At 74.8% G+C, this 23,788-nt stretch carries 21 protein-coding genes; 13 read left to right on the forward strand and 8 right to left on the reverse strand.

Annotated elements, in window-relative coordinates; translation table 11 throughout:
- Nucleotides 1-297: phosphoribosyltransferase family protein (locus GD970_RS06265; protein ID WP_264372231.1), on the forward strand; the 297-nt coding region annotated here is incomplete at its 5' end.
- 369 nt (nt 298-666) lie between these two features.
- Entirely contained in the window at nt 667-1,362 is a 696-nt protein-coding gene (hpf, locus tag GD970_RS06270; RefSeq protein WP_152202037.1) for a ribosome hibernation-promoting factor, HPF/YfiA family, read from the forward strand.
- A 180-nt stretch (nt 1,363-1,542) separates the two neighbouring features.
- Here the strand turns inward: hpf and aroD are convergent, their stop codons facing one another.
- The 4 genes from aroD to GD970_RS06290 are packed head-to-tail and all read right to left on the reverse strand — an operon-like array spanning nt 1,543 to nt 5,982.
- Nucleotides 1,543-2,304 carry a type I 3-dehydroquinate dehydratase gene (gene aroD, locus GD970_RS06275; protein WP_152202038.1) on the reverse strand — a complete coding sequence of 254 codons (762 nt, stop codon included), beginning with the start codon at nt 2,302-2,304 and terminating at the stop codon, nt 1,543-1,545.
- A gap of 34 nt (nt 2,305-2,338) precedes the next feature.
- Entirely contained in the window at nt 2,339-4,231 is a 1,893-nt protein-coding gene (locus GD970_RS06280) for a sugar phosphate isomerase/epimerase and 4-hydroxyphenylpyruvate domain-containing protein (RefSeq protein WP_152202039.1), read from the reverse strand.
- Nucleotides 4,228-5,163: a shikimate dehydrogenase gene (locus GD970_RS06285; RefSeq protein ID WP_152202040.1), complete on the reverse strand. Its 936-nt coding sequence runs from the start codon at nt 5,161-5,163 to the stop codon at nt 4,228-4,230. Before GD970_RS06285 ends, GD970_RS06280 begins: the two co-directional genes overlap by 4 nt.
- Before the next feature lie 57 nt (nt 5,164-5,220).
- On the reverse strand, nt 5,221-5,982 hold the full coding sequence (locus GD970_RS06290; protein WP_152202041.1) for an IclR family transcriptional regulator: 762 nt from the start codon (nt 5,980-5,982) through the stop codon (nt 5,221-5,223).
- A 279-nt stretch (nt 5,983-6,261) separates the two neighbouring features.
- On the opposite strand from GD970_RS06290, the gene GD970_RS06295 reads away from it, so the two are divergent.
- From GD970_RS06295 to GD970_RS06330, 8 genes are all read left to right on the forward strand, one after another.
- Nucleotides 6,262-7,617: an MFS transporter gene (locus tag GD970_RS06295; protein WP_170297262.1), complete on the forward strand. Its 1,356-nt coding sequence runs from the start codon at nt 6,262-6,264 to the stop codon at nt 7,615-7,617.
- Between the two features lie 132 nt (nt 7,618-7,749).
- Nucleotides 7,750-8,595 (forward strand): DUF72 domain-containing protein, encoded by an 846-nt coding sequence (locus GD970_RS06300; protein ID WP_152202043.1) that lies wholly within the window; start codon nt 7,750-7,752, stop codon nt 8,593-8,595.
- 8 nt (nt 8,596-8,603) lie between these two features.
- Nucleotides 8,604-9,233, forward strand: coding sequence for a UdgX family uracil-DNA binding protein (locus GD970_RS06305; protein WP_152202044.1), 630 nt, complete (start codon nt 8,604-8,606; stop codon nt 9,231-9,233).
- A gap of 81 nt (nt 9,234-9,314) precedes the next feature.
- Nucleotides 9,315-10,622, forward strand: coding sequence for a winged helix-turn-helix domain-containing protein (locus GD970_RS06310; RefSeq protein WP_152202045.1), 1,308 nt, complete (start codon nt 9,315-9,317; stop codon nt 10,620-10,622).
- 158 nt (nt 10,623-10,780) lie between these two features.
- Nucleotides 10,781-13,609 (forward strand): preprotein translocase subunit SecA, encoded by a 2,829-nt coding sequence (gene secA, locus GD970_RS06315; protein WP_152202046.1) that lies wholly within the window; start codon nt 10,781-10,783, stop codon nt 13,607-13,609.
- Between the two features lie 319 nt (nt 13,610-13,928).
- Complete coding sequence (locus tag GD970_RS06320; RefSeq protein WP_152202047.1) at nt 13,929-15,125, forward strand: CE1758 family FMN-dependent luciferase-like monooxygenase; 1,197 nt, start codon at nt 13,929-13,931, stop codon at nt 15,123-15,125.
- A gap of 34 nt (nt 15,126-15,159) precedes the next feature.
- Nucleotides 15,160-15,777, forward strand: coding sequence for an FMN reductase (locus GD970_RS06325; protein ID WP_152202048.1), 618 nt, complete (start codon nt 15,160-15,162; stop codon nt 15,775-15,777).
- 437 nt (nt 15,778-16,214) lie between these two features.
- Nucleotides 16,215-17,759, forward strand: coding sequence for an HNH endonuclease (locus GD970_RS06330; RefSeq protein WP_319593451.1), 1,545 nt, complete (start codon nt 16,215-16,217; stop codon nt 17,757-17,759).
- A 44-nt stretch (nt 17,760-17,803) separates the two neighbouring features.
- On the opposite strand, the gene GD970_RS06335 is transcribed toward GD970_RS06330, so the two are convergent.
- From GD970_RS06335 to GD970_RS06345, 3 genes are read right to left on the reverse strand one after another with little or no spacing between them, the layout of a single operon-like run.
- A complete protein-coding gene (locus tag GD970_RS06335) occupies nt 17,804-18,829 on the reverse strand; it encodes an NADPH:quinone reductase (protein WP_226925196.1) in 1,026 nt (341 codons plus the stop codon).
- A gap of 48 nt (nt 18,830-18,877) precedes the next feature.
- A complete protein-coding gene (locus GD970_RS06340) occupies nt 18,878-19,486 on the reverse strand; it encodes an Rv3235 family protein (protein WP_152202050.1) in 609 nt (202 codons plus the stop codon).
- A complete protein-coding gene (locus tag GD970_RS06345; RefSeq protein WP_152202051.1) occupies nt 19,483-20,412 on the reverse strand; it encodes a LysM peptidoglycan-binding domain-containing protein in 930 nt (309 codons plus the stop codon). The genes GD970_RS06340 and GD970_RS06345 overlap by 4 nt, the downstream gene beginning before the upstream one ends.
- Nucleotides 20,413-20,613: 201 nt before the next feature.
- Here GD970_RS06345 and GD970_RS06350 point away from each other — a divergent pair, with 201 nt between their 5' ends.
- Nucleotides 20,614-21,147 carry a hypothetical protein gene (locus GD970_RS06350; RefSeq protein WP_152202052.1) on the forward strand — a complete coding sequence of 178 codons (534 nt, stop codon included), beginning with the start codon at nt 20,614-20,616 and terminating at the stop codon, nt 21,145-21,147.
- A 2-nt stretch (nt 21,148-21,149) separates the two neighbouring features.
- Here GD970_RS06350 and GD970_RS06355 read toward each other — a convergent pair whose 3' ends face one another.
- Nucleotides 21,150-21,356 carry a helix-turn-helix domain-containing protein gene (locus GD970_RS06355; protein ID WP_152202053.1) on the reverse strand — a complete coding sequence of 69 codons (207 nt, stop codon included), beginning with the start codon at nt 21,354-21,356 and terminating at the stop codon, nt 21,150-21,152.
- 119 nt (nt 21,357-21,475) lie between these two features.
- On the opposite strand from GD970_RS06355, the gene GD970_RS06360 reads away from it, so the two are divergent.
- Nucleotides 21,476-22,171, forward strand: a complete 696-nt coding sequence (locus tag GD970_RS06360; protein ID WP_152202054.1) for a hypothetical protein — start codon at nt 21,476-21,478, stop codon at nt 22,169-22,171.
- Nucleotides 22,168-23,772, forward strand: coding sequence for an AAA family ATPase (locus GD970_RS06365; protein ID WP_152202055.1), 1,605 nt, complete (start codon nt 22,168-22,170; stop codon nt 23,770-23,772). Before GD970_RS06360 ends, GD970_RS06365 begins: the two co-directional genes overlap by 4 nt.
- The last annotated feature ends 16 nt before the right edge of the window (nt 23,773-23,788 follow it).

Genomic DNA, 23,788 nt, shown 5'->3' on the forward strand with positions numbered 1-23,788 from the left:
CCGGGCCCGGCCCGGGTGCTCGTCGTCGACCCCCTGCGCCGCCGCCGCGGCGGTGCGCACCAGGTCGGGCTGGGCGCGCGGGGGCGGGCGGCGAACCGGGCGGGCGCCGTCGTGGCGCTGGCCGCGCCGCCCGCCGGCGCCGTCGTCCTGCTGGTCGACGACGTGGTCACCACCGGCGCGACCCTCGCCGCCAGCCGGGCGGCGGTGGAGGAGCGCGGCGGACGGGTGGCGGGCGCGCTCGTGCTCGCCTCGACGCCGGCCCCCGGGCGTGCCGGCCGGGCGACACGCCGGTCCTAGAGCGGAGCGGTCCGGAACCGGGCCCGCGGCGGACTCATGTGTTCCGCTTCCCTCCCGCCGGGCCCGTCGCGCGATTTTCGGCCAAATTGCACGGAAATTCGAAATCGGCGCCATGGTGCGCTTTCCACGCTACCCCCAGCGGTGGACGCGCGGGTAGGACCAAGGAGATGATCGCCCTTCCTGATGCGACTAGCGTTGATGCATGGAGCCAGTCCCATCCCGCAGGCGAGGTGTCGAGACGGCGCCGCCCGGGTCCGGACGGGTCCTGGAGGAGGTGGTCCCCACCCCAACCGCTCGCCCGTGAGCCTGGCGAGCAGCACGAGTCCGGGGCCGCAGAGCCCCCACGTCTAAGGACCGCTGGAGGTCACCATGGAGATCGTCGTCAAGGGTCGCAACACCGAGATCGCCGACCGCTTCCGCACCACCGTCGAGGAGAAGCTCGCCAAGGTCGAGCAGCTCGCGCCGCGGGCGCAGCGCGTCGAGGTCGAGCTCACGCGCGAGAAGAACCCGCGACTGGCGGACCAGGCGGAACGCGTCGAGATCACCGTCCGCGACAAGGGCCCGGTCATCCGGGCCGAGGCGAAGGCCTCGGACCGCTACGGCGCCCTGGACCTCGCGACCGGCAAGCTCGTCGAACGGCTGCGGCGCGCGCGTGACCGGCGCAAGAACCACCATCGCTACGCCGCTCCGGCCCCGGCGGACGCCCTCGTGCCCGCCCCGGAGGCGCCGGAGGAGGAGACCGCGGAGCGGATGACCCCGCCCACCACGCCGGGCGAGGCGGTCGAGAGCCAGCTCGGCGACTCCCCGGTGGTCGTGCGCCAGAAGTGCCTCGAGGCGACCCCCATGACGGTGGACCAGGCCCTGTACGAGATGGAGCTCGTCGGGCACCCGTTCTTCCTGTTCATCGACGACGAGACCGGTCAGCCCTGCGTGGCCTACCACCGCCACGGCTGGACCTACGGCGTCATCCGCCTCAACGCGGTGATCGCCGACCACCAGCAGAGCGAGCCCGCCGCCGCGGAGAACGCCGCACCGGCCGAGCCCGTGGTCGCCAACCACGCCTGATCCCGCTGCTCACCGGGGCCCGTCGCCACCGCGGCGGGCCCCGGTCCGTGCCGGGAGGCGCCGGCCGCCCTTCGCTGGCACGGCGCCCGCTCACGCGGCCTCGCCCGCTCACGCGGCCTCGCCCGCTCACGCGGCCTCGCCGGCCACCGGACCCGGCGCCCGCTCGCGCGGGCCCGGCCCTCAGCTCGCCTGGTGAATGAGGTCCAGGGTGCGCCGCAGCGCGTCGGCGTCGACCTGCCCGGGCGCGGAGGCCGGGCCCACCGTCCCGAACGTCGCGGCCGAGCCGAAGACCTCCCCGGCCAGGCGGGAGACGACGCCGGTGCCGGCCATGGCCATGGTGATGAGCGGGACGTCCGGGAGCTCCCGGTGCATCGTCCAGGTCGCCTCGAGGAGGACGAGGACGTCGCCGGGGTCGGCCGGCATGACGGCGATCTTGGGGATGTCCGCCCCGAGCTCGTGCATGCGCCGCAGCCGGGCGAGGATCTCCGCCCGCGGCGGCGTGGCGTCGAAGTCGTGGCTGGACATGACGACGGCGACCCCGGCGTCGTGCGCCGCGGCGACCAGGTCGCGCACCACCGCGGCGTCGCGGAAGAGCTCGACGTCGATGAGGTCGGCCGCCCCCGAGGCCACGACCGCGCGGTACAGCGCGCCGTAGGCGGCGTCGTCGATGGCCCGGGCGCCGCCCTCGGCGGCGGTGCGGAAGGTGACGAGCAGCGGCAGGGCGCCCAGGGCGGCGGCGAGCTCGCGGGCGGCGGCGGCGACCCGGTCCGGCTCGGCCGGCCCGGTCAGGTGGTCCACGCGCCACTCGACGACGTCGACCGGTCGACCGGCCAGCGCGGCGGCCTGCGCGCGCAGCGCCGGGAGGTCGTTCCCGGTCAGCGGCACGATGATCTTCGGCCGCCCCTGGCCGATGATGACGTCCTTGACGGTGACGACGGGCATGGTGCTCCTCGGTGGTGGTGGGGTTTTCGGGCGGTCAGGCGTGCGTGCGCACGGCGGCGTGCGCGGCCATCCGGACGGGGGCGTCGGCGGCACCGTAGCCGCGGTAGCCGCCGCGACGCTGCGCCACCTCGAAGAAGACCTGCGACCCGATCACGCGGGTGAACAGGTGGAGGTACTCCCCGCCGTCGGCGTCCCGGTCGTACATGACGTCGTGCTCGCGCAGCGCGGCGAGCAGGCCCTCGTCGACGTCGAGCCGGGCGGCGAGGTCGTCGTAGTAGTTGGCCGGGATGCGCAGCAGCGGGGCGCCGCGCTCGCGCAGGGCCCGGGCGGTGGCGAAGACGTCGTCGGTGCGGAAGGTGACGCTCTGCGGGGCGGGCACGCCCGGCGCCCACGAGCCGCGGCGCAGCACCGAGGAGTTCAGGCCGACGGCGAGGTCGCCGGCGCCCAGGACGGTGGTGCGCACGAGCCCGAACAGGCCCGAGACCTCGGCGGCGTCCCGGACGGTGAGCCCGAGGACCGAGCGGAAGAAGAGGGTCGCCTCGTCCGAGCGGTCGAACGGCTGGGTGAGGGTGACGTGGTCGACCGCGACCAGGCCGACGGCGGCCGGACGCGCCGGCACGGGAGCGGGTTCGCCCGCGGCAGCCGGGACGTCGCCGGCCGGGACCGTGGCGCCGTCGGTGTCCTGCACCGGGGCGAAGTCGGCCCGCCAACCCCCGGGGCCGTCGTCGGGCCCGCACAGGAACACGGCGGTGCCGTCGGGGGCGATGAACGCCGGCAGCTGCGCCTCCCGGGCCCCCACGACCCGCGGCAGCGGCGGGGCGAGCAGCTCCTCGGCGCGGCGGGCGGCCCCCGCCGGGTCCTCGACGGCGACGCCCAGTGCCGTGATGGCCGCGTCCGGGCGGGGGGTGGCGGTGGGGCGGGAGGTGTTGAGCAGCAGCGCGGCCGTGCCCTGCTCCCACAGCTCGACCGGCTTGGAGCGGTGGACGCCGGTGCGGGCGAAGCCCAGCGCGCGCAGGGCGGCGCGCACGCGCAGGGCCGAGCCGGGCGAGGCCTCGATCTCCACGAAGCCCGGCCGCGGGCGCGTCGGCGCCGGGGTGAGGCCGGCGCCGTCGTCGACCTTGGACTCGAGGTCGACGAGCGAGCGCATGGCGTCCACCGCGGTCAGCGCGGGCACGGACTGGCGGAAGACGTCGTTGAACACCTCCAGCGACAGCGGGCCGGCGTAGCCGGCGGCGAGGACGGTGCCCACGAAGCCCGGCAGGTCGAAGCTGCCCTGGCCGGGGAAGAGCCGGTGGTGCCGGCTCCACTGCAGGACGTCCATGTCCAGGCTCGGGGCGTCGGCGAGCTGGAGGTAGAAGATCTTCTCGCCGGGCACGCCGGCGATCCCGGCGACGTCGTCGGTGCGGGAGAGCACGTGGAAGCTGTCCAGGCACAGGCCCAGCGCCGGGTGGTCGGCGCGGCGCACGATCTCCCAGGAGTGCTCCCAGGTGCTCACCACCGACCCCCAGGCGAGGGCCTCGTAGGCGATCCGCAGGCCCCGCGCCGCGGCCTCCTCGGCCAGGTCGCGCAGCTGAGCGGCGGCGAGGTCGTCGTCGGCGATCACCCACGGCGCCACCGAGGAGCACACGAGCACGGTGTCCGTGCCCAGCTGGGCCATGACGTCGAAGGCGTGCCGGGCCCGGCGCAGGGTCCGCGCGTGCAGCTCCGGCGGGGCGCCCTCGACGTCGCGGAAGGGCTGGTACAGGTCGATGCCCAGGCCGAGGTCGGCGCACAGGTCGCGCGCCTGGGCGGGGGAGAGGTGCGACCCGACCAGGTCGGGGGCGAAGAGCTCGACGCCGTCGAAGCCGGCGTGGGCCGCGGCCGCGAGCTTGTCCTCGAGGGCGCCGGAGAGGCAGACCGTCGCGATGGACCTGCGCCGCCCGGTCATCGCCCGGCCCCCGCGGCCGTGGCGGTCGCCGCCGTCGCGGCCGGGGCGGCCGTCGTCGTCCCCGTCTCCGCGGCCACCAGCGCGAGGAAGTCGGCGCGCATCGCCGCGACGTCCGCCTCGGCGCCGGTGATGAGCCGGAAGGCGTCCACCGCCTGGCCGACCGCCATGTGCCCGCCGTCGAGCACCCGGCACCCGCGCGCGGCGGCGAGGCGCAGCAGCGCGGTCTCCACCGGCCGGTAGATGACGTCGGCCACCCACAGCCCGCCGTGCACGGCGTCGGCGTCGAGCGGGAGGCTCGGGTGGTGGTGCATGCCGATGGGCGTGGCGTTGACCAGGCCGTCGGCGGCGCGCAGCGCGGCGGGGACGTCGGCGGGGGCGATCGCCTCGACCGTCCGGTCCGGGAACAGGGCGGCGAGCGTCCGGGCGCGCTCGGCGGCCCGGTCGGCGGCGACGTCGCTGATCCGCAGCGTGCGCACGCCCGCGTCGAGCAGGGCGTAGGCGACGGCGCCGCCCGCCCCGCCGGCGCCGAGCTGGACGACGGTGCCGAGGGCGGCGCCGGGCAGGCCGGTGCGCAGGCCCCAGGCGAAGCCGGAGTAGTCGGTGTTGTCCCCGACGAGCCGGCCGTCGCGCACGAGCACGGTGTTGACGGCGTCGAGGCGGCGGGCGGCGGGGGAGAGCTCGTCGAGGTGGGCGATGACGAGCTGCTTGCACGGGTGGGTGATGTTGAAGGCGTTGAACCCCAGGTCGCGGCCGGCGCGGAGGAGGTCGCCGACGTCGGCGCCGGGCCGGCCGACGACGTCGAGGTCGACGGGCCGGTAGAGGTAGCGCAGGCCCTGCCGGTCCGCCTCGCGCTCGTGCAGCGGCGGGGTCAGCGACGCGGTGATGCCGCTGCCGATCAGGCCCACGAGGTAGGACTCGGAGGGCAGGCTCATGTGCGGTGCTCGCTTTCTGGCGGGTCTCGGTGGGACGGCGGTCGGCGGTGCGTCGGGTCAGCGGTGCATCGGCAGGCGGGCGCCGAGCTCCTCGGCGGCGTCGCGCAGCTGCGGCAGCAGCGTCAGCAGCGTGGTCATGCTGTGGCGGAAGACCGGCGCGGCGAGCGCGACGGCGGCGACGAGGTCGCCCGCGGCGGTGCGCACGGGCACGGCCAGGGCGACCATGCCGACGTCGTGCTCCTCGTCCTGGCCGGCCCACCCCTGCTCGCGCACCGCGTCGATCTCCCGGCGCAGCGCCGCCCGGTCGGTGATGGACCGCTCGGTGCGCGCCTCGAGCGCGAGCGTGGCGAGCAGGTGCTCGCGGGTGTCGTCGGGGGCGAAGGCGAGCAGCGCCTTGCCCATGGCCGAGGTGTGCAGCAGCCCGCGCTCGCCCGGGTCGGTGGTGGTGCGGAACTGCGGGCCGTCGACCTTGTTGACGGTGAGGAACCGGTCGCCGTCGAGCACGCAGAGCAGCGAGCTCTCCTCCGTCCCGGCGGTGAGCCCCCGCAGCACGGGCGCGGCCATCCCGTCGAAGCCGTGGCTGCTCGAGGCCCGCTGACCGAGCTGGAAGATGCGCAGGCCGAGGCGGTAGCGCTTGTCCCGCGGGTCGTAAGCGAGGAAGTTCTCGCGCACGAGCGTGCTCAGCAGCCGGTAGGCGGTGCTGAACGGGTAGCCCACGTCGCGCGCGACGTCGGCCGCGGTGGCGCCGTCGGGGTGCTCCCCGACCGCGGTGAGCACCCGAAAGGCCTTGCCCACGGTGCCGCTCGACGAATCCGACATAGCTCCTCTTTGACATGTAGCGGACGCCACAGCAGGATAACGACTCAACATATAGCAGGTGTTGCCACTATCTGGAAACGGAGCGTGGCGGCAGCGCGGATCGCGGTCGCCGGAAGGGCCCTATCGGGTGCGTGCCGGCGCGGCGGGTCCCGGCCCACCCGGCCACGGAGCCCGCCCCCCGTCGCCGATCCGTCCACCGGGGTGCGGCCGACGCACCCCGGCCTGCCCGTCAGCTGAGCAGGTTTCGTCCTCGGGACCCGTCCAATGAAGGATCACCACATGCCCGTCGCACCCACCCACGAGAAGACGCCCCGGAAGGCGGCACTGGCGAGCTGGATCGGCTCGGCCCTCGAGTACTACGACTTCGCCGTCTACGGCACCGCCGCGGCCCTCGTCCTGAACCACCTGTTCTTCTCCGAGGACGCCTCGCCGGTGGTCGCGGTGCTGCTGTCCATGGGCACCGTCGGCGTCGCGTACGTCGTGCGACCGCTGGGGGCCATGCTCATGGGCCCGCTCGCCGACAGGTTCGGCCGCAAGTTCGTCCTCATGCTCACCCTGTTCCTCATGGGCGGCGCGACGTTCGCGATCGGCTGCCTGCCCACCTACGACCAGGTGGGGGCGCTCGCGCCGGCGCTGCTGGTGCTGTGCCGGATCCTCCAGGGCCTGTCCGCCTCCGGCGAGCAGGCGAGCGCGATCTCCATGTCGCTCGAGCACAGTGACGAGGACCGGCGCGCGTTCACCACGAGCTGGACCCTGCAGGGCACCCAGTTCGGCACGCTCCTCGCCACGGCGATCTTCATCCCCTTCACGTTGCTGCCGGACGAGATCCTGTTCAGCTGGGGCTGGCGGGTGCCGTTCTGGCTCTCTGCCTTCGTCGTCGTGACCGCCTACATCATCCGCCGCTCCCTGGAGGAGCCGCCCGCCTTCCACGAGGCCAGGGAGGTCACCGCCCAGCAGACCCCGCTCGCGGCGACCTTCCGCCACCACAAGGCGGCCGTCCTGCGCATCGCCGCCGCGGCGATGATCAACACCGTCAACATGGTGTTCACCGTCTTCTCCGTCAGCTACGCCACCAACGGCGTCGGCCTGGAGCGCTCGACCATGCTGTGGGTGCCGGTCGCGGCGAACGCCGTCGCCCTGGGCGCCATCCCGCTCGCCGCCCGCCTCGCCGACCGGGTCGGCCGCAAGCGCGTCTTCGTCACCGGCGTGGTCGGCTCGGCCGTGCTGATGTACCCCTATCTCGCCGCCATCTCCGCGGGGAACTGGGGCCTCGTCTTCGCCTTCGGCGTCCTCATGTCCGGGATGCTGTACTCCCTCGCGAACGGCATCTGGCCGTCCTTCTACGCCGAGATGTTCCCGACGCGCGTGCGCGCCACCGGCCTGGCGCTCGGCACCCAGATCGGCTTCGCCGTCTCCGGCGGCCTCGCCCCGGCGATGGCGACCTACCTCGCCGGCCCGGACCTGCAGAGCTGGATCGGCCCCGCCGTCTTCGTCTCGGCCATGTGCGTCATCTCCGCGCTCGCGGCCCTGACGGCCAAGGAGACCGCGCACCGCACCCTCGACGAGATCGACGAGCTGCAAGGCCGCCGCACCGGTGAGGTGCCCGCGGTGGCGGCCCCCGCCGTCGCCGGCTGACCCGCGGACGCGGTGACCGTCCGCGCCGTCGCCCGCTGACCAGGCCCCGGTGGGGCGAGCCTGCCCGCCCCACCGGGGCCCGCGACGGCGCCCGCCGCGCCGCCGTCGCCGCCCGCCAATACAGTCGGGCCCATGGTCGTGCGGGTCGGCATCTCGGGGTGGCGGTACGCCCCCTGGCGCGGGGTGTTCTACCCCCGCGGGCTGCCCCAGCGGCTCGAGCTGTCCTACGTGGCCAGCCACCTCTCCAGCGTGGAGATCAACGGGTCCTTCTACTCCCTGCAGCGCCCGCCGAGCTACCGCGCCTGGGCCGAGCAGACCCCGCCCGGGTTCGTGTTCGCCGTCAAGGGCGGGCGGTTCATCACCCACATGAAGAAGCTGGTCGACGTCGCGACCCCGCTGGCCAACTTCTTCGCCTCCGGCGTCCTCGCCCTGGGCGACAAGCTCGGCCCCGTGCTCTGGCAGCTCCCGCCGCAGCTGCCGTTCGACGCCGCGCGGGTCGAGGGCTTCCTCGCCCAGCTGCCGCGCACCACCACCGACGCGGCGGCCCTCGCCGCCGGGCACGACGACCGGCTCACCGACGAGCAGACGTGGACCACCACCGACGCCGACCGGCCCCTGCGCCACGCCATGGAGGTCCGCCACCCCAGCTACCGCGACCCCGCGTTCGCCGCGCTCCTGCGCGAGCACGGGGTGGCCGCCGTCGTCGCGGACACCGCCGGGCGCTGGCCGCTGCTGGAGGACGTCACCGCCGACATCGTCTACGTGCGCCTGCACGGGGACCAGGAGCTCTACGTCAGCGGCTACACCGACGCCGCGCTGGACACCTGGGCGGAGAAGATCCGCCGCTGGCACGGCGACGGGCGGGACGTCTACGTCTACTTCGACAACGACGTCAAGGTCCGGGCCCCGGTGGACGCCATCGCGCTGGCCGACCGGCTCGGCGACATCGCGGCCCGGCCGGCGGCCGTGGCGGGGTAGGAGGGGAGATGTCCGAGGAGCGGCCCGGCGCCCGGCGGTGGGTGCCGCCGGAGGCGGACGTCGACGGCCTGCGGGCGGCGGCCCCGGGGTGCCGCGGGTGCGAGCTGTGGGCCGACGCCACCCAGGTGGTCTTCTCCACCGGCAGCGACCGGGCGCGCATCGTGCTGGTCGGCGAGCAGCCGGGCGACCGGGAGGACCGCGAGGGCAAGCCGTTCGTCGGCCCGGCCGGCCGCATCCTCGACGACGCCCTCGAGGCGGCCGGCATCGACCCGGGCGGCGTGTACGTGACCAACGCCGTCAAGCACTTCCGCTTCCAGATGCGCGGCAAGCGGCGCATCCACAAGACGCCCGGGGTGGCGCACGTCGAGGCGTGCCTGCCGTGGCTGGAGGCCGAGCTGGCGGCGGTGCGACCGGGCGTCGTCGTGTGTCTGGGCGCCACCGCCGGGCGGGCGGTCCTCGGCCGGGAGGTGCGGGTCACCGCCGAGCGCGGCACGCCGCTGAGCCGGCCGGGGCCCGACGGCGAGGTGCGGGTCGTGGTGACGACGCACCCGTCCGCCGTCGTCCGGCTGCGCGGCAGGCCTGGCTTCGACGAGGCCTTCGACGCCCTCGTCGACGACCTGCGCCTCGCCGCCGCCTGAGCCCCAGCAGTCGGACTGCCGTTTCGGCCGCCACCGAGCGCTTCGCGGGTCGATGTCGGTGGGACCGGGCACGATGGGCACGTGACCACCACCGTCGCGCGACCCACCGGGGCGGCCCGACCGCCTCGGCCCGGCCGCACGCTGACCCCCGGCCAGGCCCGCCGCATCGCCGTCGCCGCCCAGGGCCTCGACCGGTCACGGTCCGTCGCCCCCACCATGGGCCACCTGCAGCGGGCCATCGACCGCATCGGGCTGCTGCAGATCGACTCGGTCAACGTCCTGGCCCGCGCCCACCTGCTCGTCCTCTTCTCGCGCCTGGGCCCCTACGACGTCGCGCTCGTCGACCGCGCCAGCGGGCGCGCGCCCCGACGCCTGGTGGAGTTCTGGGCGCACGAGGCCTCCTACGTCCCGCCGCGCACCTACCAGCTGCTGCGATGGCGCATGGAGGACTACCGCCTCCGCGACCACTGGGGGCGCGAGCTCGCCCACCACCCCGGCGTCCTTTCGGCCGTGCGCGAGGTCGTCGCCGAGGCCGGGCCGGTCACGGCGAGCCAGGTGCACGAGGCGCTCGGCCACCGCCGCGGGCCCCGCGAGCACTGGGGCTGGAACTGGACGCCGGCCAAGCGTGCCCTCGAGCACCTGTTCAACATCGGCGAGATCGCCGCCGCCGGCCGCACCCTGCAGTTCGAGCGCGCCTACGACCTCACCGAGCGGGTCCTGCCCGCCGACGTCCTGGCCGCGCCGGTCCCGGACCGGGCCGACGCCGTGCGGCAGCTCGTCGCGGTCGCCGCCCGCGCGCACGGGGTCGCCACCGTGCGGGGCCTGGCCGACTACTTCCGGCTGCCCGTGGCGGCGACCGCCGCCGCCGTCGCCGAGCTCGTCGAGGACGGCGCGCTCGAGCCCGTGCACGTGCCGGGCTGGAAGGAGGCCTACCTCGCCGCCGGGGCGCGGGTGCCGCGACGGAGCGACGCCCGGGCGCTGCTGGCGCCCTTCGACCCGCTGGTCTTCGAGCGCCGCCGGGTGCGGGAGCTGTGGGGGATGCACTACCGCATCGAGATCTACACCCCCGCCGCGCGCCGCCGGCACGGCTACTACGTGCTGCCCTTCCTCCTGGGCGAGCACCTCGTGGCCCGGGTGGACCTCAAGGCCGACCGGCGCGCCGGCGCCCTCGTCGTCCGGGCGGCGCACGCCGAGGCCCCGGACGCCGTCCCCGGGCTGGTCCGCGCCGGGTCCGGGGCGTGGCCCGCCCGGGGCCTCGTGAGCGAGCAGCTCGCCGCGGCCCTGGGCGAGATGGCCGGCTGGCTGGGGCTGGGGGCGGTGCACCTCGACGACGAGGCGCACGGTGACCTCGTCCACGACCTGGCCGGCGCCCTCCGCACCGCTCGCTGAGCCGCCGCGCGCGGGCCGGCCTCGCGCCCCGCCGCGCCGTCGCCTCGTGTGGCGGCTGTGGCCGTCGTCCGGCACCGCCTACTATGGAAACCGGGTGCGCCCATCCGGGGCACCGCACCGGCGTGTCCGGTGGACGTGAGACGACCAGGAGCTGGCGCGTGCCGAAGATCCTCGACAAGATCCTGCGAGCGGGCGAAGGCCGTGTCCTCAGGCGGCTCAGCGCCATGGCGGACCAGGTCGACGCGCTCGAGGACGAGTTCAAGTCCATGTCCGACGCCGAGCTGCGCGAGGAGACGGACCGGTTCAAGCAGCGCTACGCCGACGGCGAGAAGCTCGACGACCTCCTGCCCGAGGCGTTCGCCACCGTGCGCGAGGCCGCCACCCGGACGCTGGGCCAGCGGCACTACCGCGTGCAGGTCATGGGCGGGGCGGCGCTGCACCTGGGCAACATCGCCGAGATGAAGACCGGTGAGGGCAAGACCCTCGTCGCGACCCTGCCGAGCTACCTCAACGCGCTGACTGGCAAGGGCGTGCACGTCGTCACGGTCAACGACTACCTCGCCGGGTACCAGAGCGAGCTCATGGGCCGCGTCCACCGCTTTCTGGGGATGACGACGGGCACGATCCTGTCCGGCCAGAGCCCCGACGAGCGCCGCGCGCAGTACGCCGCGGACATCACCTACGGCACGAACAACGAGTTCGGCTTCGACTACCTCCGCGACAACATGGCGTGGGCGGTCAGCGAGCTCGTCCAGCGCGGCCACCACTTCGCCGTCGTCGACGAGGTCGACTCCATCCTCATCGACGAGGCCCGCACCCCGCTCATCATCTCCGGCCCCGCGACCGGCGACGTCAACAAGTGGTACGCCGAGTTCGCGCGCCTGGTGACCCGGCTGAAGCCGGAGGTCGACTACGAGGTCGACGAGAAGAAGCGCACCGTCGGCGTGCTCGAGCCGGGCATCGAGAAGGTCGAGGACTACCTCGGCATCGAGAACCTCTACGAGTCCCTCAACACCCCGCTGATCGGGTTCCTCAACAACGCGATCAAGGCCAAGGAGCTCTTCAAGAAGGACAAGGACTACATCGTCAAGAACGGTGAGGTCCTCATCGTCGACGAGCACACCGGCCGCGTCCTGGCCGGGCGCCGCTACAACGAGGGCATGCACCAGGCGATCGAGGCCAAGGAGGGGGTGGCCATCAAGGCCGAGAACCAGACCCTCGCCACGATCACCCTGCAGAACTACTTCCGCCTCTACGACAAGCTCTCCGGCATGACCGGTACCGCCGAGACCGAGGCGGCGGAGTTCTCCAGCACCTACAAGATCGGCGTCGTGCCGATCCCGACGAACAAGCCGATGGTCCGCAAGGACCAGTCGGACCTCATCTACAAGGGGGTCCAGCAGAAGTACACGGCGATCGTCGACGACATCGCCGAGCGGCACGCCGTCGGCCAGCCGGTCCTCGTGGGCACCACGAGCGTGGAGAAGTCCGAGGTCCTCTCGGCGCTGCTGAAGAAGAAGGGCATCCCGCACCAGGTCCTCAACGCCAAGCAGCACGAGCGCGAGGCGGCGGTCGTGGCCATGGCCGGGCGCAAGGGCGCCGTCACCGTGGCGACCAACATGGCCGGGCGCGGCACCGACATCATGCTCGGCGGCAACGCCGAGTTCATCGCCGTCCAGACGCTCAAGCAGCAGGGCCTCGACCCGGCCGAGACGCCGGAGGAGTACGAGGCCGCCTGGCCGGCGGCGCTCGAGGCCGCCAAGAAGGCCTCCGCCGCCGAGCACGACGAGGTCAAGGAGCTCGGCGGGCTGTACGTGCTGGGCACCGAGCGGCACGAGTCGCGCCGCATCGACAACCAGCTGCGCGGCCGCTCCGGCCGTCAGGGTGACCCGGGCGAGTCCCGGTTCTACCTGTCCCTCGAGGACGACCTCATGCGGCTGTTCAACTCCGGGCTGGCGATGCGCGTCATGGACAGCGCCTCCTTCCCCGACGACATGCCGCTCGAGCACAAGTTCGTCTCCCGCGGCATCGCCAGCGCCCAGGCGCAGATCGAGGCCCGCAACTTCGAGATCCGCAAGAACGTCCTGAAGTACGACGACGTCATGTCCCGCCAGCGCGAGATCGTCTACGCCGAGCGGCGCCGGGTGCTCGAGGGGGAGGACCTCCAGCAGCAGATCCAGGCGTTCCTCGACGACGTCGTCGCCGGACTCGTCGCGGTGCACACCGCCCAGGGCGCGCCGGAGACGTGGGACCTCGAGGCGCTGTGGACCGAGCTGAAGACCACCTACCCGGTCACGATCACCCCGGAGGACATCGTCGAGGAGGCGGGCAACGCCACCCGGGTGACCGCCGAGATGCTGACCGAGGAGCTGCAGTCCGACATCCACCTCGCCTACGCCGCCCGCGAGGAGCAGCTCGGCTCGGAGATCATGCGTCAGCTCGAGCGGCGGGTGGTCCTCTCGGTGCTGGACCGCAAGTGGCGCGAGCACCTCTACGAGATGGACTACCTCAAGGAGGGCATCGGCCTGCGGGCCATGGCCCAGCGCGACCCGCTGGTCGAGTACCAGACCGAGGGCTACCAGCTCTTCCAGGCCATGAACGAGGCCATCAAGGAAGAGTCGGTCCGGTACCTGTTCAACCTCGAGGTCAAGCGCCAGGAGGCCCCGGTCAACGCGCCGTCCGAGCTCGTCGACAACGCCTCGGCCGCGGCGACCGCGGCGAAGGCGGCCGCGCACGCCCGGAAGCGGAAGGCCCCGGCCGCCGCCACCGCCGCCGCCCCGGCGACGGACGAGCTGGGCCTCGAGGCGCCGGAGCGGCCGCAGCGGCTGTCGTACTCCGCCTCGGCGCTGGACGGCAGCATGCCCACCGGCGTCTCCGGCGACGGGGAACCGGCCGCCCAGGTGGCCGGCGAGGACGGCCAGCCGGCCGGCGCGGGCAACCGCGAGCAGCGCCGGGCGCAGGCGAAGGCGGCGCGCCGCCGGCAGTAGCTGCCGCGCGAGCGCTGCGGGCGCCGAACATGTCACCGCCGTCGGGCCTCACCACATCCGTGGTGGGGCCCGACGGCGTCGCGGCGGGGTGGTCGTTTCGGCCCTGCGCCGCGTGGTGGGCCGGTCGCTGTGCCCGGGCTGCGCTGCTGGTCGGCCGGTGCTCCCGGGCTGGTCGGCCGGCGCGCCCGGGCGTCGGCCGGCGCGCCCCGGGCTGCGCCGTCGCGTGGCGCTCGTCACGATGGGGGCGGAATACCGACCTAGGTCCCGCTGTTGGTCCGGATGTACATGCAAATGCATCGATCTTGCGAGGGGCGCAGCCATGCAGTTCGGAATCTTCACGGTCAGTGACGTCACGACCGATCCCACGACCGGCACGACGCCGAACGACACCGAGCGCGTTCGGGCGATCCTCAAGATCGCGCAGCACGCCGACCAGGCGGGCCTGGACGTCTTCGCCACCGGGGAGCACCACAACCCGCCGTTCGTGGCGTCCTCGCCGACGACGATGCTCGGTTACCTGGTCGGGACGACGAAGAACATCATCCTGTCCACGTCGACGACGCTGATCACCACGAACGACCCGGTGAAGATCGCCGAGGACTACGCGATGCTGCAGGTGATCGCCGACGGGCGCATGGACCTGATGATGGGCCGCGGGAACACCGGCCCGGTCTACCCCTGGTTCGGCAAGGACATCCGCCAGGGCATCAACCTCGCGATCGAGAACTACGCGCTGCTGCGCAGGCTGTGGGAGGAGGAGGTGGTGGACTGGCAGGGCCGGTTCCGTACCCCGCTGCAGGGCTTCACCGCCACGCCTCGCCCGCTCGATGGCGTGCCCCCCTTCGTGTGGCACGGCTCGATCCGCAGCCCGGAGATCGCCGAGCAGGCCGCGTACTACGGTGACGGCTTCTTCCACAACAACATCTTCTGGCCGATGAGCCACACCAAGCGGATGGTGCAGTACTACCGTCAGCGCTTCGAGCACTACGGCCACGGGCGCGCCGACCAGGCGATCGTGGGCCTGGGCGGGCAGTTCTTCGCCCGGAAGAACTCCCAGGACGCCAAGGCCGAGTTCCGCCCCTACTTCGACAACGCCCCGGTCTACGGGCACGGCCCGTCGATGGAGGACTTCACCCGGGAGACGCCGCTGACGGTGGGCTCGCCGCAGGAGATCATCGACCGCTACGCCGCCATGCGCGAGGACGTCGGGGACTACCAGCGCCAGCTGTTCCTCATCGACCACGCGGGTCTGCCGCTGAAGACGGTGCTCGAGCAGATCGACATCCTCGCCGAGGAGATCGTCCCCGCGCTCCGCAAGGAGAACGAGTCCAAGCGCCCCGCCGGGGTGCCCTCCGACCCGCCGAGCCACGCCGACCGGGTGGCCAAGGCCCGCGCCGCCGGCGCGGTGGCGGGCGAGCACGTCGCCGGCGAGGACCGCTGGACTGGCGCGACCGCCGAGGACGACGCCGCCGCGGCCCACGCCGCCACCAAGAAGGGCGCAGCCTTCGGGCTGTGAGCCGCCGAGCACACTTGCGAGAACGAGGAGAACCATGAGCGAGCGCACGATCGTCGCCGTCTCGGCTGGGCTGGGCCAGCCGTCGTCCACCCGGCTGCTGGCGGACCGGCTGTCCGAGACCACCGTCGCCGCGTTGGGTCAGCGGGGGGTGAGCACGCGAGTCGAGACCGTCGAGCTGCGTGACGTCGCGCACGAGATCATCAACGCGATGCTCACCGGTTTCCCCACCGGTGCGCTGCGGGAGGTCATCGAGAAGGTCACCGGCGCGGACGGGCTGATCCTCGTCACCCCGCTGTTCACGACGACCTACTCGGGGCTGTTCAAGTCCTTCGTCGACATCCTGGACAAGGACTCCCTCGTCGACATGCCGGTCCTGCTCGGTGCGACCGGCGGGACGCCGCGGCACTCGCTCGCGCTGGAGTACTCCATGCGGCCCCTGTTCACCTACCTGCGCGCCGACGTCGCGACCACCTCGGTGTTCGCGGCCACGGACGACTGGGCCGGTGAGGGCGACAAGGTCAACCCGCTGCCCGCCCGCATCCAGCGCGCAGGGCGGGAGCTTGCCGAGATGGTCGCGGCGCGGGAGAACTCGGGGCCGGCGGACCTGTACGCCGACGTCCCCACGTTCGACCAGATGCTCGGGAACCTCTGAGTCGTCTCCTTCCTTGTGCGTGCGCATAGCGCGCCGGACAAGGAGGGCCGATGGCCGTGTCCGCCGGACACGGCCATCGGCGTCTGTGCGCGCATGGTGCTGATCCGTGTTCCAGGCGCCGCGCTTGTAGCTGCCACGCGCGGTCGGCTCCTTCGTGCGGTGAGAGCACCTCCTCCGTCGCCCGCGCACGGTTGTCCCCAGGCCCGCGGCGGATGTCGGTGCCGGTCGGTAGTGTGCTACACATGTTCGATAGGCGGGGTGGCCGGGACCGGGGTGCGGGGCAGCCCGGTGCGGACCCTGCCTCGGCGAGACCTTCCGCACAGTCTTCCCTGCCACCGGTTCCGGCGGCCGCGCCGACCGCGCCGGCTCCGTCGGTGCCGGCTCCTGCCCCTCTCACCTCCGCCGACATCACCAGCTGGCGCGAAGCGCTGGCGGGGGTGGATCGGGATGTCTCGGACGCCGAGCGGGTCGATCAGCTGCGGGTGCTGGAGGAGTTGAAGGCGGCCGCAGCGGCGGCGCAGGCGCGGATCGCGGTGGACCTGGACCTCTCCCAGCGCCGGGCGCAGGAGGCCGCCGGGGTGCCCGCGGCCCGGCGCGGGCGCGGGGTGGGGGCGCAGGTGGCGCTGGCCCGCCGAGAGTCCCCGCACCAGGGCGGGCGGCTGCTGGGCCTGGCCAAGACCCTGGTGCTGGAGATGCCGCGCACCTTCGCCGCCCTGCAGGCCGGGGTGATCAGCGAGTGGCGGGCCACGGTGCTGGTGCGCGAGTCGATCTGCCTGGCCGCCCCCGACCGGGCCGCCTTCGACGCGCAGCTGTGGGCCGACCCGGCGGCGGTGGAGCGGATGGGCACCCGGGCGCTGGTGGCCCGGGCCAAGCAGCTGGCCTACCGCCTGGACGCCGCCTCGGTGGTGGCCCGGGCCCGCCGGGCGGAGGCCGAACGGGGGGTGAGCCTGCGCCCGGCCCCGGACACCATGACCTACCTGACCGGGCTGTTGCCGGTGGCCCAGGGGGTGGGGGTGTGGGCGGCGCTCACGAGGACGGCGGACGCGCTGCGCGCCCAGGGCGACGGGCGCAGCCGGGGGCAGATCATGGCCGACACCCTCGTCGAGCGGGTCACCGGCCAGGCCCGCGCCGCCGACGTGCCCATCGAGGTCCAGCTGGTCATGACCGACCGCACCCTGCTCGAAGGCGACGCCGAACCCGCCGTGATTCCCGGCTACGGCACCGTCCCGGCCGACGTCGCCCGCGACCTGCTCACCGCCCGCCTCGGCGCCTCGGCCGAGACCGACGCCCCCGCGGGCGACGGCGCGGACCGGGTGGGCGGTAGCGCCTTCGGGCCGCCCGGCGCGGGTAGCGCCTTCGGGCCGCCCGGCGCGGCTAGCGCCTTCGGGCCGCCCGGCGCGGGTAGCGCCGCGGTGCCCGGTGCGGACGAGGGCAAGGTGTTGGCGTGGCTGCGGCGGCTGTTCACCGCCCCGGGCACCGGCGAGCTGGTCGCGCTGGACTCCCGCCGCCGCATCGCCCCGCCCGGGCTGGCGAGGTTCGTCACCACCCGGGACCTGGCGTGCCGGACGAACTGGTGCGACGCCCCGATCCGCCACCGCGACCACGTCATCCCCGCCGCCGCCGGCGGGCCGACCACCGCGGAGAACCTGCGCGGGGCCTGCGAGGCCTGCAACTACGCCCGGCAGGCCCCCGGCTGGACCGCCCGCACCCTCCCCACCAGCGACGACGCCGCCACGAGCGGGGTCGGCGACGGCGCCGCGGAAGGCCCGCGGGCCGGGCCCGGCGGCCACGTCGTCGAGCTGACCACCCCCACCGGGCACACCTACACCTCCCACGCCCCACCCCTGCCCGGCCACCGACCGGCTCCAGCGACGGGGCCGCCGGGCCGTCAGCCAGCCGGACCGCCGGGCGCGCCCGAGAAGGACAGCCGCCTGAAGCGACTGGTCGAACGCCACCGAGCCACCTTCGACCGGACCGCCTGAGAAGGTCGCGCCCTAATGAGAGGCGCCGTCCGTCCGGTCGATGGTCAGGACGGGCGGCCAGTCCACACCTCCTCGCCCTCTCGCGCCCACGGGTGGAGCAACAACCGGCCACGCAGGTCACCGGCCTCCATCTGGCGGTGCGCGTCAGCGGCGAAGGCGAGCGGCAGTTCGTCGATGATGCGGGCGCTGAGGCGTTCCTCGAGGAGCATCCGGTTGATCAGCGCGGCGGCGGACGTCAGGTCGCGCACCGAGGCCAGGCTGATGACGAACCCGTGGATGCTGACGTCCCGGGTGTACAGCTCCGCCAGTGGCACCGGCCCGGAGCCGTCCCGCACGGCGGTGACCAGGATCTTCCCGCCGGGTCTCACGACCTCGGCAGAGATCTCGTGGGGCTGATGGCCCGAGGTGTCCCAGACGACGTCGACGCCCTTCGGGGCGTGGGTGCGTATGGCCATGGCCAGGTCGGGGGCTCGGTAGTCGAGGACGGCGGCGGCCCCGGCGGCGGTGCACCGCTCGTGGTCGTCGGGACGGGCGGTGGCGATGACCGTGGCCCCCGCGCGGGCGGCCAGCTCGATGGCCGAGGTGCCGACGTTGCCGCCCCCGCCGCCGACCAGGACCGTTTGTGCCGGTCGTAGCTTCGCGTGCACGAACCAGGCGAGGTACGCCGTCGCGGCCGAGTGGGCGACGGCGACGGCCAGCCGAGGGTCGACGTGATCGGGGAGGTGGTAGAGCCGCTCGGCCGGGACGACGGCGTACTGGGCGAAGGATCCCTGCCGCCCGTCGTGGCCGAGACTGTTGGACCAGACCCGGTCACCCGGGCGGAAGCCGTGCACCGCGTGGCCGACCTCGAGCACGGTGCCGACGAGGTCGCGGCCGAGGATCAGCGGGAGCGGGACCTCGGTGCGGTAGGCGCCTGAGCGCACCAGGGTGTCGACCCGGTCCACCGCCACCGACTCCACCGTCACGAGGACCTCGTCGGGGTGAGGGACGGGGACGGGCAGCTCGCCCACCCGGATCTCTTCCGCCGGCCCCAGCGCCGGTACGTACGCCGCCGTCATCGTCGAGGACATGCGGGCATCGTCGCGCGACGGGGCCTGGGCGGCACGTCGGCGGCGGGCCTACCCGATCTCAAGAGCGGTCGCCCGCCACCGGCCGCGGTGGGCCTCGAGGCGCACGGCGGCCCCGCGCACACGGTCGCCGTCGTGCACGACGACCGCCGCCTCCACCGTGCGCGGGTCGATCCGGCACACCCGCACCCGGCGGACCTGGGTGCGCCGGGCGCGAGCCGGTCGGCCGACTACCCGCTCGGCGAGCCGGGCGCGGCGCGCGAGCGGCCCGTACAGCTCGGGGGCGAGCAGCCGCGCGAGCTGGTTCGGCGGCCGCAGCCCTATCAGCGCCTCGACGGCGCCGAGCACGACGGCCCCCGCCCACGGGGCCGGCTCCGGGAGCGGTTGAGGGGTGTCCTCCCGCGGGAGCTCCGGCAGGGTGAGCACGACGGCGCCGCGCGCTGTGGCCCGCTTGGTGGATGGCGGGGCCGGTGCGATGCCGCCGACGAAGCGGACCCGGTCCCACGTCGGCCGCGTGCCGGGACGGGCAGGTGCTCTGGGCGGCGCACCGGGCGCACCGCCTGCGGAGCCGGGGAGATCGAACTCGTCACCACGGTGGACGGGTGCCGCGATCGTCGCGGACGACCGTGCCGGGGACGGGGCGAGGGTGAGGGCGCTCATGAGGACTCCTTCGTCGGGGCCTGCAGCAGCTGACCGGGTTGGATGAGGTCGGGATCGCCGCCGATCACCGCGGCGTTGGCGCGGTACCACCGCGGCCACACCGCGGCGATCTCGGCGTCGGTGGCGGAATCGGGCAGATGGTCGGCGGCGATGGCCCAGAGGCTCTCGCCAGCGGTGACGACGTGGCGGTCGGTGGGCGCGGCCGGGGCCGGCGGGGACGGCGCTACCGAAGGTGGGGCCGGAGACGGCCGGGCCCCGGGGGCGGCGGGCGTCGGGGATTCCGGCGGGCCCGCCGTCGGCAGGCCGGGCGCGTGGGGCGTCGGGGAGTCGGGTGTGCCGGGCATCGGCGAATGCGTGCCGGGGGCCGTGGCGGCAGGCGTGCCAGCCCGCGACCCCGGGTCCTCCGATGGCGCCGATGAGGGAGGCACCGAGGAGGCGGGCGGGACGGGCGGCGGGGACGGATCGGGGGCCCGGGCCGGTGCGGGTGCCGACACATCGTCGGCAGCGCCCCAGCCCAGGTCCACGGGCAGCGCGGGGTCGGGCTCGACGGTGGCGGCGGCAGCACCGCCGAGTGAGACGGCGACGCCCACACCGGTCGCCGCCGTCGTGAGCAGGACGCGTCGCAGAATCGGTGCCCCGCAGCGCCGCAGCAGGCCCTCGAGGCGGTGCCGCGGTCCGCCCCGCAGGACCAGCGCGGCCAGCGCGATGGCTGCCGTCGCGGCGTACCAGACGGCCACGACGCACCCCGCCGCCAGCAACGCCAGCGTCACGACGTCGGGCAGGTGTACGGCCGTCAGTTGCGAGACGCGGCCCTCGTCGAGGAGGGGCAGCGCGATCTCTCGCGCCCGCTGACCGAGGCCCGCCGCCAGCAGGCCCGCGCCGGCCAGCACCGTGAGCGTCACGCCCGCTCGCGTGTGAGGTCTCATGGTGGATCCTCACTCTTGATGCCTGATCGTGCACTTTGGTGTTGGAACGTGCAGATAGGTGTACGCCGCGGCCGCCAGCGGGTAAAGCCCCCGGATGGGGTGCTGTGGACGGTCCGTGCCCCGAGAACGAGGCGCCCCCAGCACCCACACAGATACGGAGATTCAGGTCCGCCCATGGCGGCGGTGCCCTAGCGTGCGGGCATGCGGTGGGAAGCGCTGTTCGCGGACCTCGAGAGCCAGTACGAGGCCGCCGCGCGTCTGGCCGACGACGACGCCGTCGCCGAGCTGGCGGAGGGCGAGATCGCCAGCGTTCGTCTCGCGGACCGCCTGCGCGCCCGGACCGGCGACCTGCTGCGCCTACGCCTGCGCTCGGGCGCGGACCTCAGCGGCCGGCTGGTCGACGCGGCGCCGCAGTGGCTCTTGATGGCGAGCGGCGAGCGCCGGATCCTGGTGCCTCTCGAGGCCATCGTGCTGGCGTGGCCGCTGGGCGCGGCGGCCCCGCGCACCGCGCGGGTGGAGCAGCGCCTCCGCGTCACGCACGCCCTGCGCGCCCTCGCTCACGAGGGGATCCGGGTGCAGGTGGCCTGCGCGGGCGGCGCCTACGCCGGCTGGCTGAGCCGGGTCGGTGCCGACCACGTCGACCTGCGCACCGACGGACCCGAACCGGGCCGGCCCGAGACCGGCGCCGTCGTCACGATCTCGCTCGCTGCCATCGAGACGGTGAGCACCGCATGACCTCAGGGACGCTCGGCCTCGATCCGCGCGCGGGTGCGCGCGTACTGCCGCTGGATGTAGTCCTCCAGCGCGGCGGCCTCGACGCGCCACTGGTTGCGCCCGCCCACCTGGATCGCCGCCAGCTCCCCGGTGCGCACCAGGACGCGTACCTGGGCGACGGACACCGCCAGCTCCTCCGCGACGTCGGCGAGGGTGAGGAAGCGCGCCATGGGCTCATCCTCTCACCGGCCCTGGCCGCCGCGGCGCATCATCGGGCAGCTGTGGACATCTCGCGGGAGCGAGCGGGCCGGAACGGCACCATGGGGCACCCACCGCCAAGGAGGCGACCATGAGCGGGGACGACCTTCCCCGGGCCCGCCGGCTCCGCCGGCCCACCTGGCGCGATCCGCGGCTCGGGGTGGGCGTGCTGCTCGTCGCCGCCTCGGTGGCCCTGGGCACGTGGGCGGTGCGCGACGCCGCCGCCACCACCGCGGTGTACGCGGCCCGGCAGGACCTCACCCCCGGGGACGCCCTGGACGGCGACGCGCTCGTCGTCGCCCACGTCCGTCTGGGCGGGCCCGAGGAGCGCTACCTGCCGGTCGCCGACGGCGTGCCGGACAGCGCCGTGGCCCTGCGCACCGTCGGAGCCGGCGAGCTGGTGCCCCGCGCCGCCGTCGGGGCCTCCGAGGCGGTGGACCTGCGCCCGGTCGTCATCCCGCTGGGGCTGTCCGTGCCCGCCGACCTCGGCCCGGGAACCGTCGTCGACCTCTGGCTCGTCCCGGCCCCGCCCACCGGCGGCCTGCAGCCGGAGGCGCCGGCGCCACCGACGCTGCTCGGGGCCGACCTCGTGGTCGCCGAGGTCCTCGAGGACTCGTCGATGTTCACGGGCGGCACGGGCGTCTCCGTCGAGCTGCTCGTGCCCCGGCTCGACCTGCCGGACGTGCTCGGCGCCCTCTCCAGCGACGGGCAGCTCGTCGCCGTGCCCACCTTCGGCGGAGAGCCCGGGCCGGCACCCGCGCCCGCCGCGGAGGACGAGGCCGGGTGAGGAGCGCCGGCGTCCTGCTGGCCCTCACCGGTTCCGAGGAGGGCACGCTGGTGCAGGCGCTCGACGCCCCGGGCACCGGCGTGCGGGTGGTGCGTCGCTGCGCCGACGTGCCCGAGGTGCTCGCCGCGGCCGCGGCCGGGCTTGGCGCCGTCGCGGTGCTGGCCGCGGAGCTGCCGGGGGTCGACCGCCCGATGCTCGCCCGGCTGCGCGCCGCCGGCGTGAGCACGCTGCTCGTAGCGGGCGCCGAGGACCTCGAGCGCTGCGCCGTCCTCGGCGCCGACGCCGTCGCCCCGGCTGACACGGCCGCGGCCACGCTCGCGGACCGGGTCGTGGCACTCGCGCGGACGCCGGGGCCGGCGGGAGGAGAGCCATCGGGGGCCGCGGACCCGCCTCCGCCTCCGCCGCCGGTCGGCGGGGAGGACGCCGGGCCGGCTGTCCCCGCCGGCACGGGCGTGCTGGCCGGGGACCTGTCCCTCCGAACCGTGGGCACGGGCCCCGGGGACCCGACGGTCGGCGACGCGGAGACGGGGACCGCTGCTGAGGCGACGAGCGCCGCCGGGAAGACGCCGGGGGAGGGCGGCGGGGGCACGAGGGGCGCCCAAACGGGACGTGCGGAGGACGACGACGGGCGTCTGGAGGGCGCCGACCGACGTGACGCGGGCGTCGACGGACGCCACGAGGAGCAGGATCGCGAGCATCTGGCTGCCCCGGGCGGCGCCCAGCTCGCAGACCTCGACGGCGCGCGCCCGGCGACCACACGGGGCCGCCTCGTGGTGGTGTGGGGCCCGCCCGGCGCGCCGGGCCGGACCACCGTGGCCGTCACCCTGGCCGCCGAGCTCGCCACCCACGGCGACGCGCTCCTCGTCGACGCCGACACCGAGGCGCCGTCGGTCACGCAGGTGCTCGGCCTGCTGGACGACGCCTCCGCGATCGCGGTGGCCGCACGGCAGGCCTCCCACGGGCGGTTGGACGCGGCGGCGCTGGCCGCGCTGTGCCCGGTCGTCGACCGCCGGCTGCGGGTGCTCACCGGCCTCACCCGGGCCGACCGGTGGCGCGAGCTGCCCGCCGCCGCCCTGGAGGTCGTGTGGGAAGCTGCGCGGCGGACGAGCCCGTGGACGGTCGTCGACGTCGGCGCCGGGATCGAGGGCGACGGCGGGCTAGACCCGACGTACGGGCCGCAGCGGCACCAGGCGACGCTGTCCGCCCTCGCCGCCGCCGACGTCCTGGTCGTCGTCGGCGCGGGAGAGCCGGTCGGCATGCGACGGCTCGTGCTGGCGCTGGGTGAGCTGGCCGACCGGGCGGTGGTCGGCCCGGACGCGCAGCGGGTGGTCGTCGTCAACCGGATCCGCACCTCCGCCGCCGGGCCGCACCCAGACCGGTCGATCCTCGAGGCCCTCGCCCGCTTCGCCGGCGTCACGGACGCCGTCCTCGTCCCGGACGACCGTCCCGCCGTCGACCGGGCGGTCCTGTACGGGCGCACCCTGCCCGACGCCGGGCCCGGCTCGCCTGCCCGCCTGGCGCTGCAGCGGCTGGCGGCCCGGCTGGCAGGAATGCCCGAGCCCGCCCGCCGTCGTCGGCTGGGCATGGCGCGTGGGCGCTGAGCCGCGAATCGGAGAG

This window comes from Georgenia thermotolerans (genome assembly GCF_009193185.1).
Classification (GTDB): Bacteria; Actinomycetota; Actinomycetes; order Actinomycetales; family Actinomycetaceae; genus Georgenia; species Georgenia thermotolerans.

Excerpts from the sequence above, each read along its gene's own strand:
- GD970_RS06285 (WP_152202040.1), bottom strand. The coding sequence starts at position 5,163 with ATGAGCCTGCCCTCCGAGTCCTACCTCGTGGGCCTGATCGGCAGCGGC.
- GD970_RS06360 (WP_152202054.1), top strand. The coding sequence starts at position 21,476 with ATGAGCGGGGACGACCTTCCCCGGGCCCGCCGGCTCCGCCGGCCCACC.
- GD970_RS06340 (WP_152202050.1), bottom strand. The coding sequence starts at position 19,486 with ATGAGCGCCCTCACCCTCGCCCCGTCCCCGGCACGGTCGTCCGCGACG.
- GD970_RS06290 (WP_152202041.1), bottom strand. The coding sequence starts at position 5,982 with ATGTCGGATTCGTCGAGCGGCACCGTGGGCAAGGCCTTTCGGGTGCTC.
- GD970_RS06305 (WP_152202044.1), top strand. The coding sequence starts at position 8,604 with ATGTCCGAGGAGCGGCCCGGCGCCCGGCGGTGGGTGCCGCCGGAGGCG.
- GD970_RS06325 (WP_152202048.1), top strand. The coding sequence starts at position 15,160 with ATGAGCGAGCGCACGATCGTCGCCGTCTCGGCTGGGCTGGGCCAGCCG.
- GD970_RS06335 (WP_226925196.1), bottom strand. The coding sequence starts at position 18,829 with ATGTCCTCGACGATGACGGCGGCGTACGTACCGGCGCTGGGGCCGGCG.
- GD970_RS06280 (WP_152202039.1), bottom strand. The coding sequence starts at position 4,231 with ATGACCGGGCGGCGCAGGTCCATCGCGACGGTCTGCCTCTCCGGCGCC.
- aroD (WP_152202038.1), bottom strand. The coding sequence starts at position 2,304 with ATGCCCGTCGTCACCGTCAAGGACGTCATCATCGGCCAGGGGCGGCCG.
- GD970_RS06355 (WP_152202053.1), bottom strand. The coding sequence starts at position 21,356 with ATGGCGCGCTTCCTCACCCTCGCCGACGTCGCGGAGGAGCTGGCGGTG.
- GD970_RS06345 (WP_152202051.1), bottom strand. The coding sequence starts at position 20,412 with ATGAGACCTCACACGCGAGCGGGCGTGACGCTCACGGTGCTGGCCGGC.
- GD970_RS06320 (WP_152202047.1), top strand. The coding sequence starts at position 13,929 with ATGCAGTTCGGAATCTTCACGGTCAGTGACGTCACGACCGATCCCACG.
- hpf (WP_152202037.1), top strand. The coding sequence starts at position 667 with ATGGAGATCGTCGTCAAGGGTCGCAACACCGAGATCGCCGACCGCTTC.
- GD970_RS06295 (WP_170297262.1), top strand. The coding sequence starts at position 6,262 with ATGCCCGTCGCACCCACCCACGAGAAGACGCCCCGGAAGGCGGCACTG.
- GD970_RS06300 (WP_152202043.1), top strand. The coding sequence starts at position 7,750 with ATGGTCGTGCGGGTCGGCATCTCGGGGTGGCGGTACGCCCCCTGGCGC.
- GD970_RS06350 (WP_152202052.1), top strand. The coding sequence starts at position 20,614 with ATGCGGTGGGAAGCGCTGTTCGCGGACCTCGAGAGCCAGTACGAGGCC.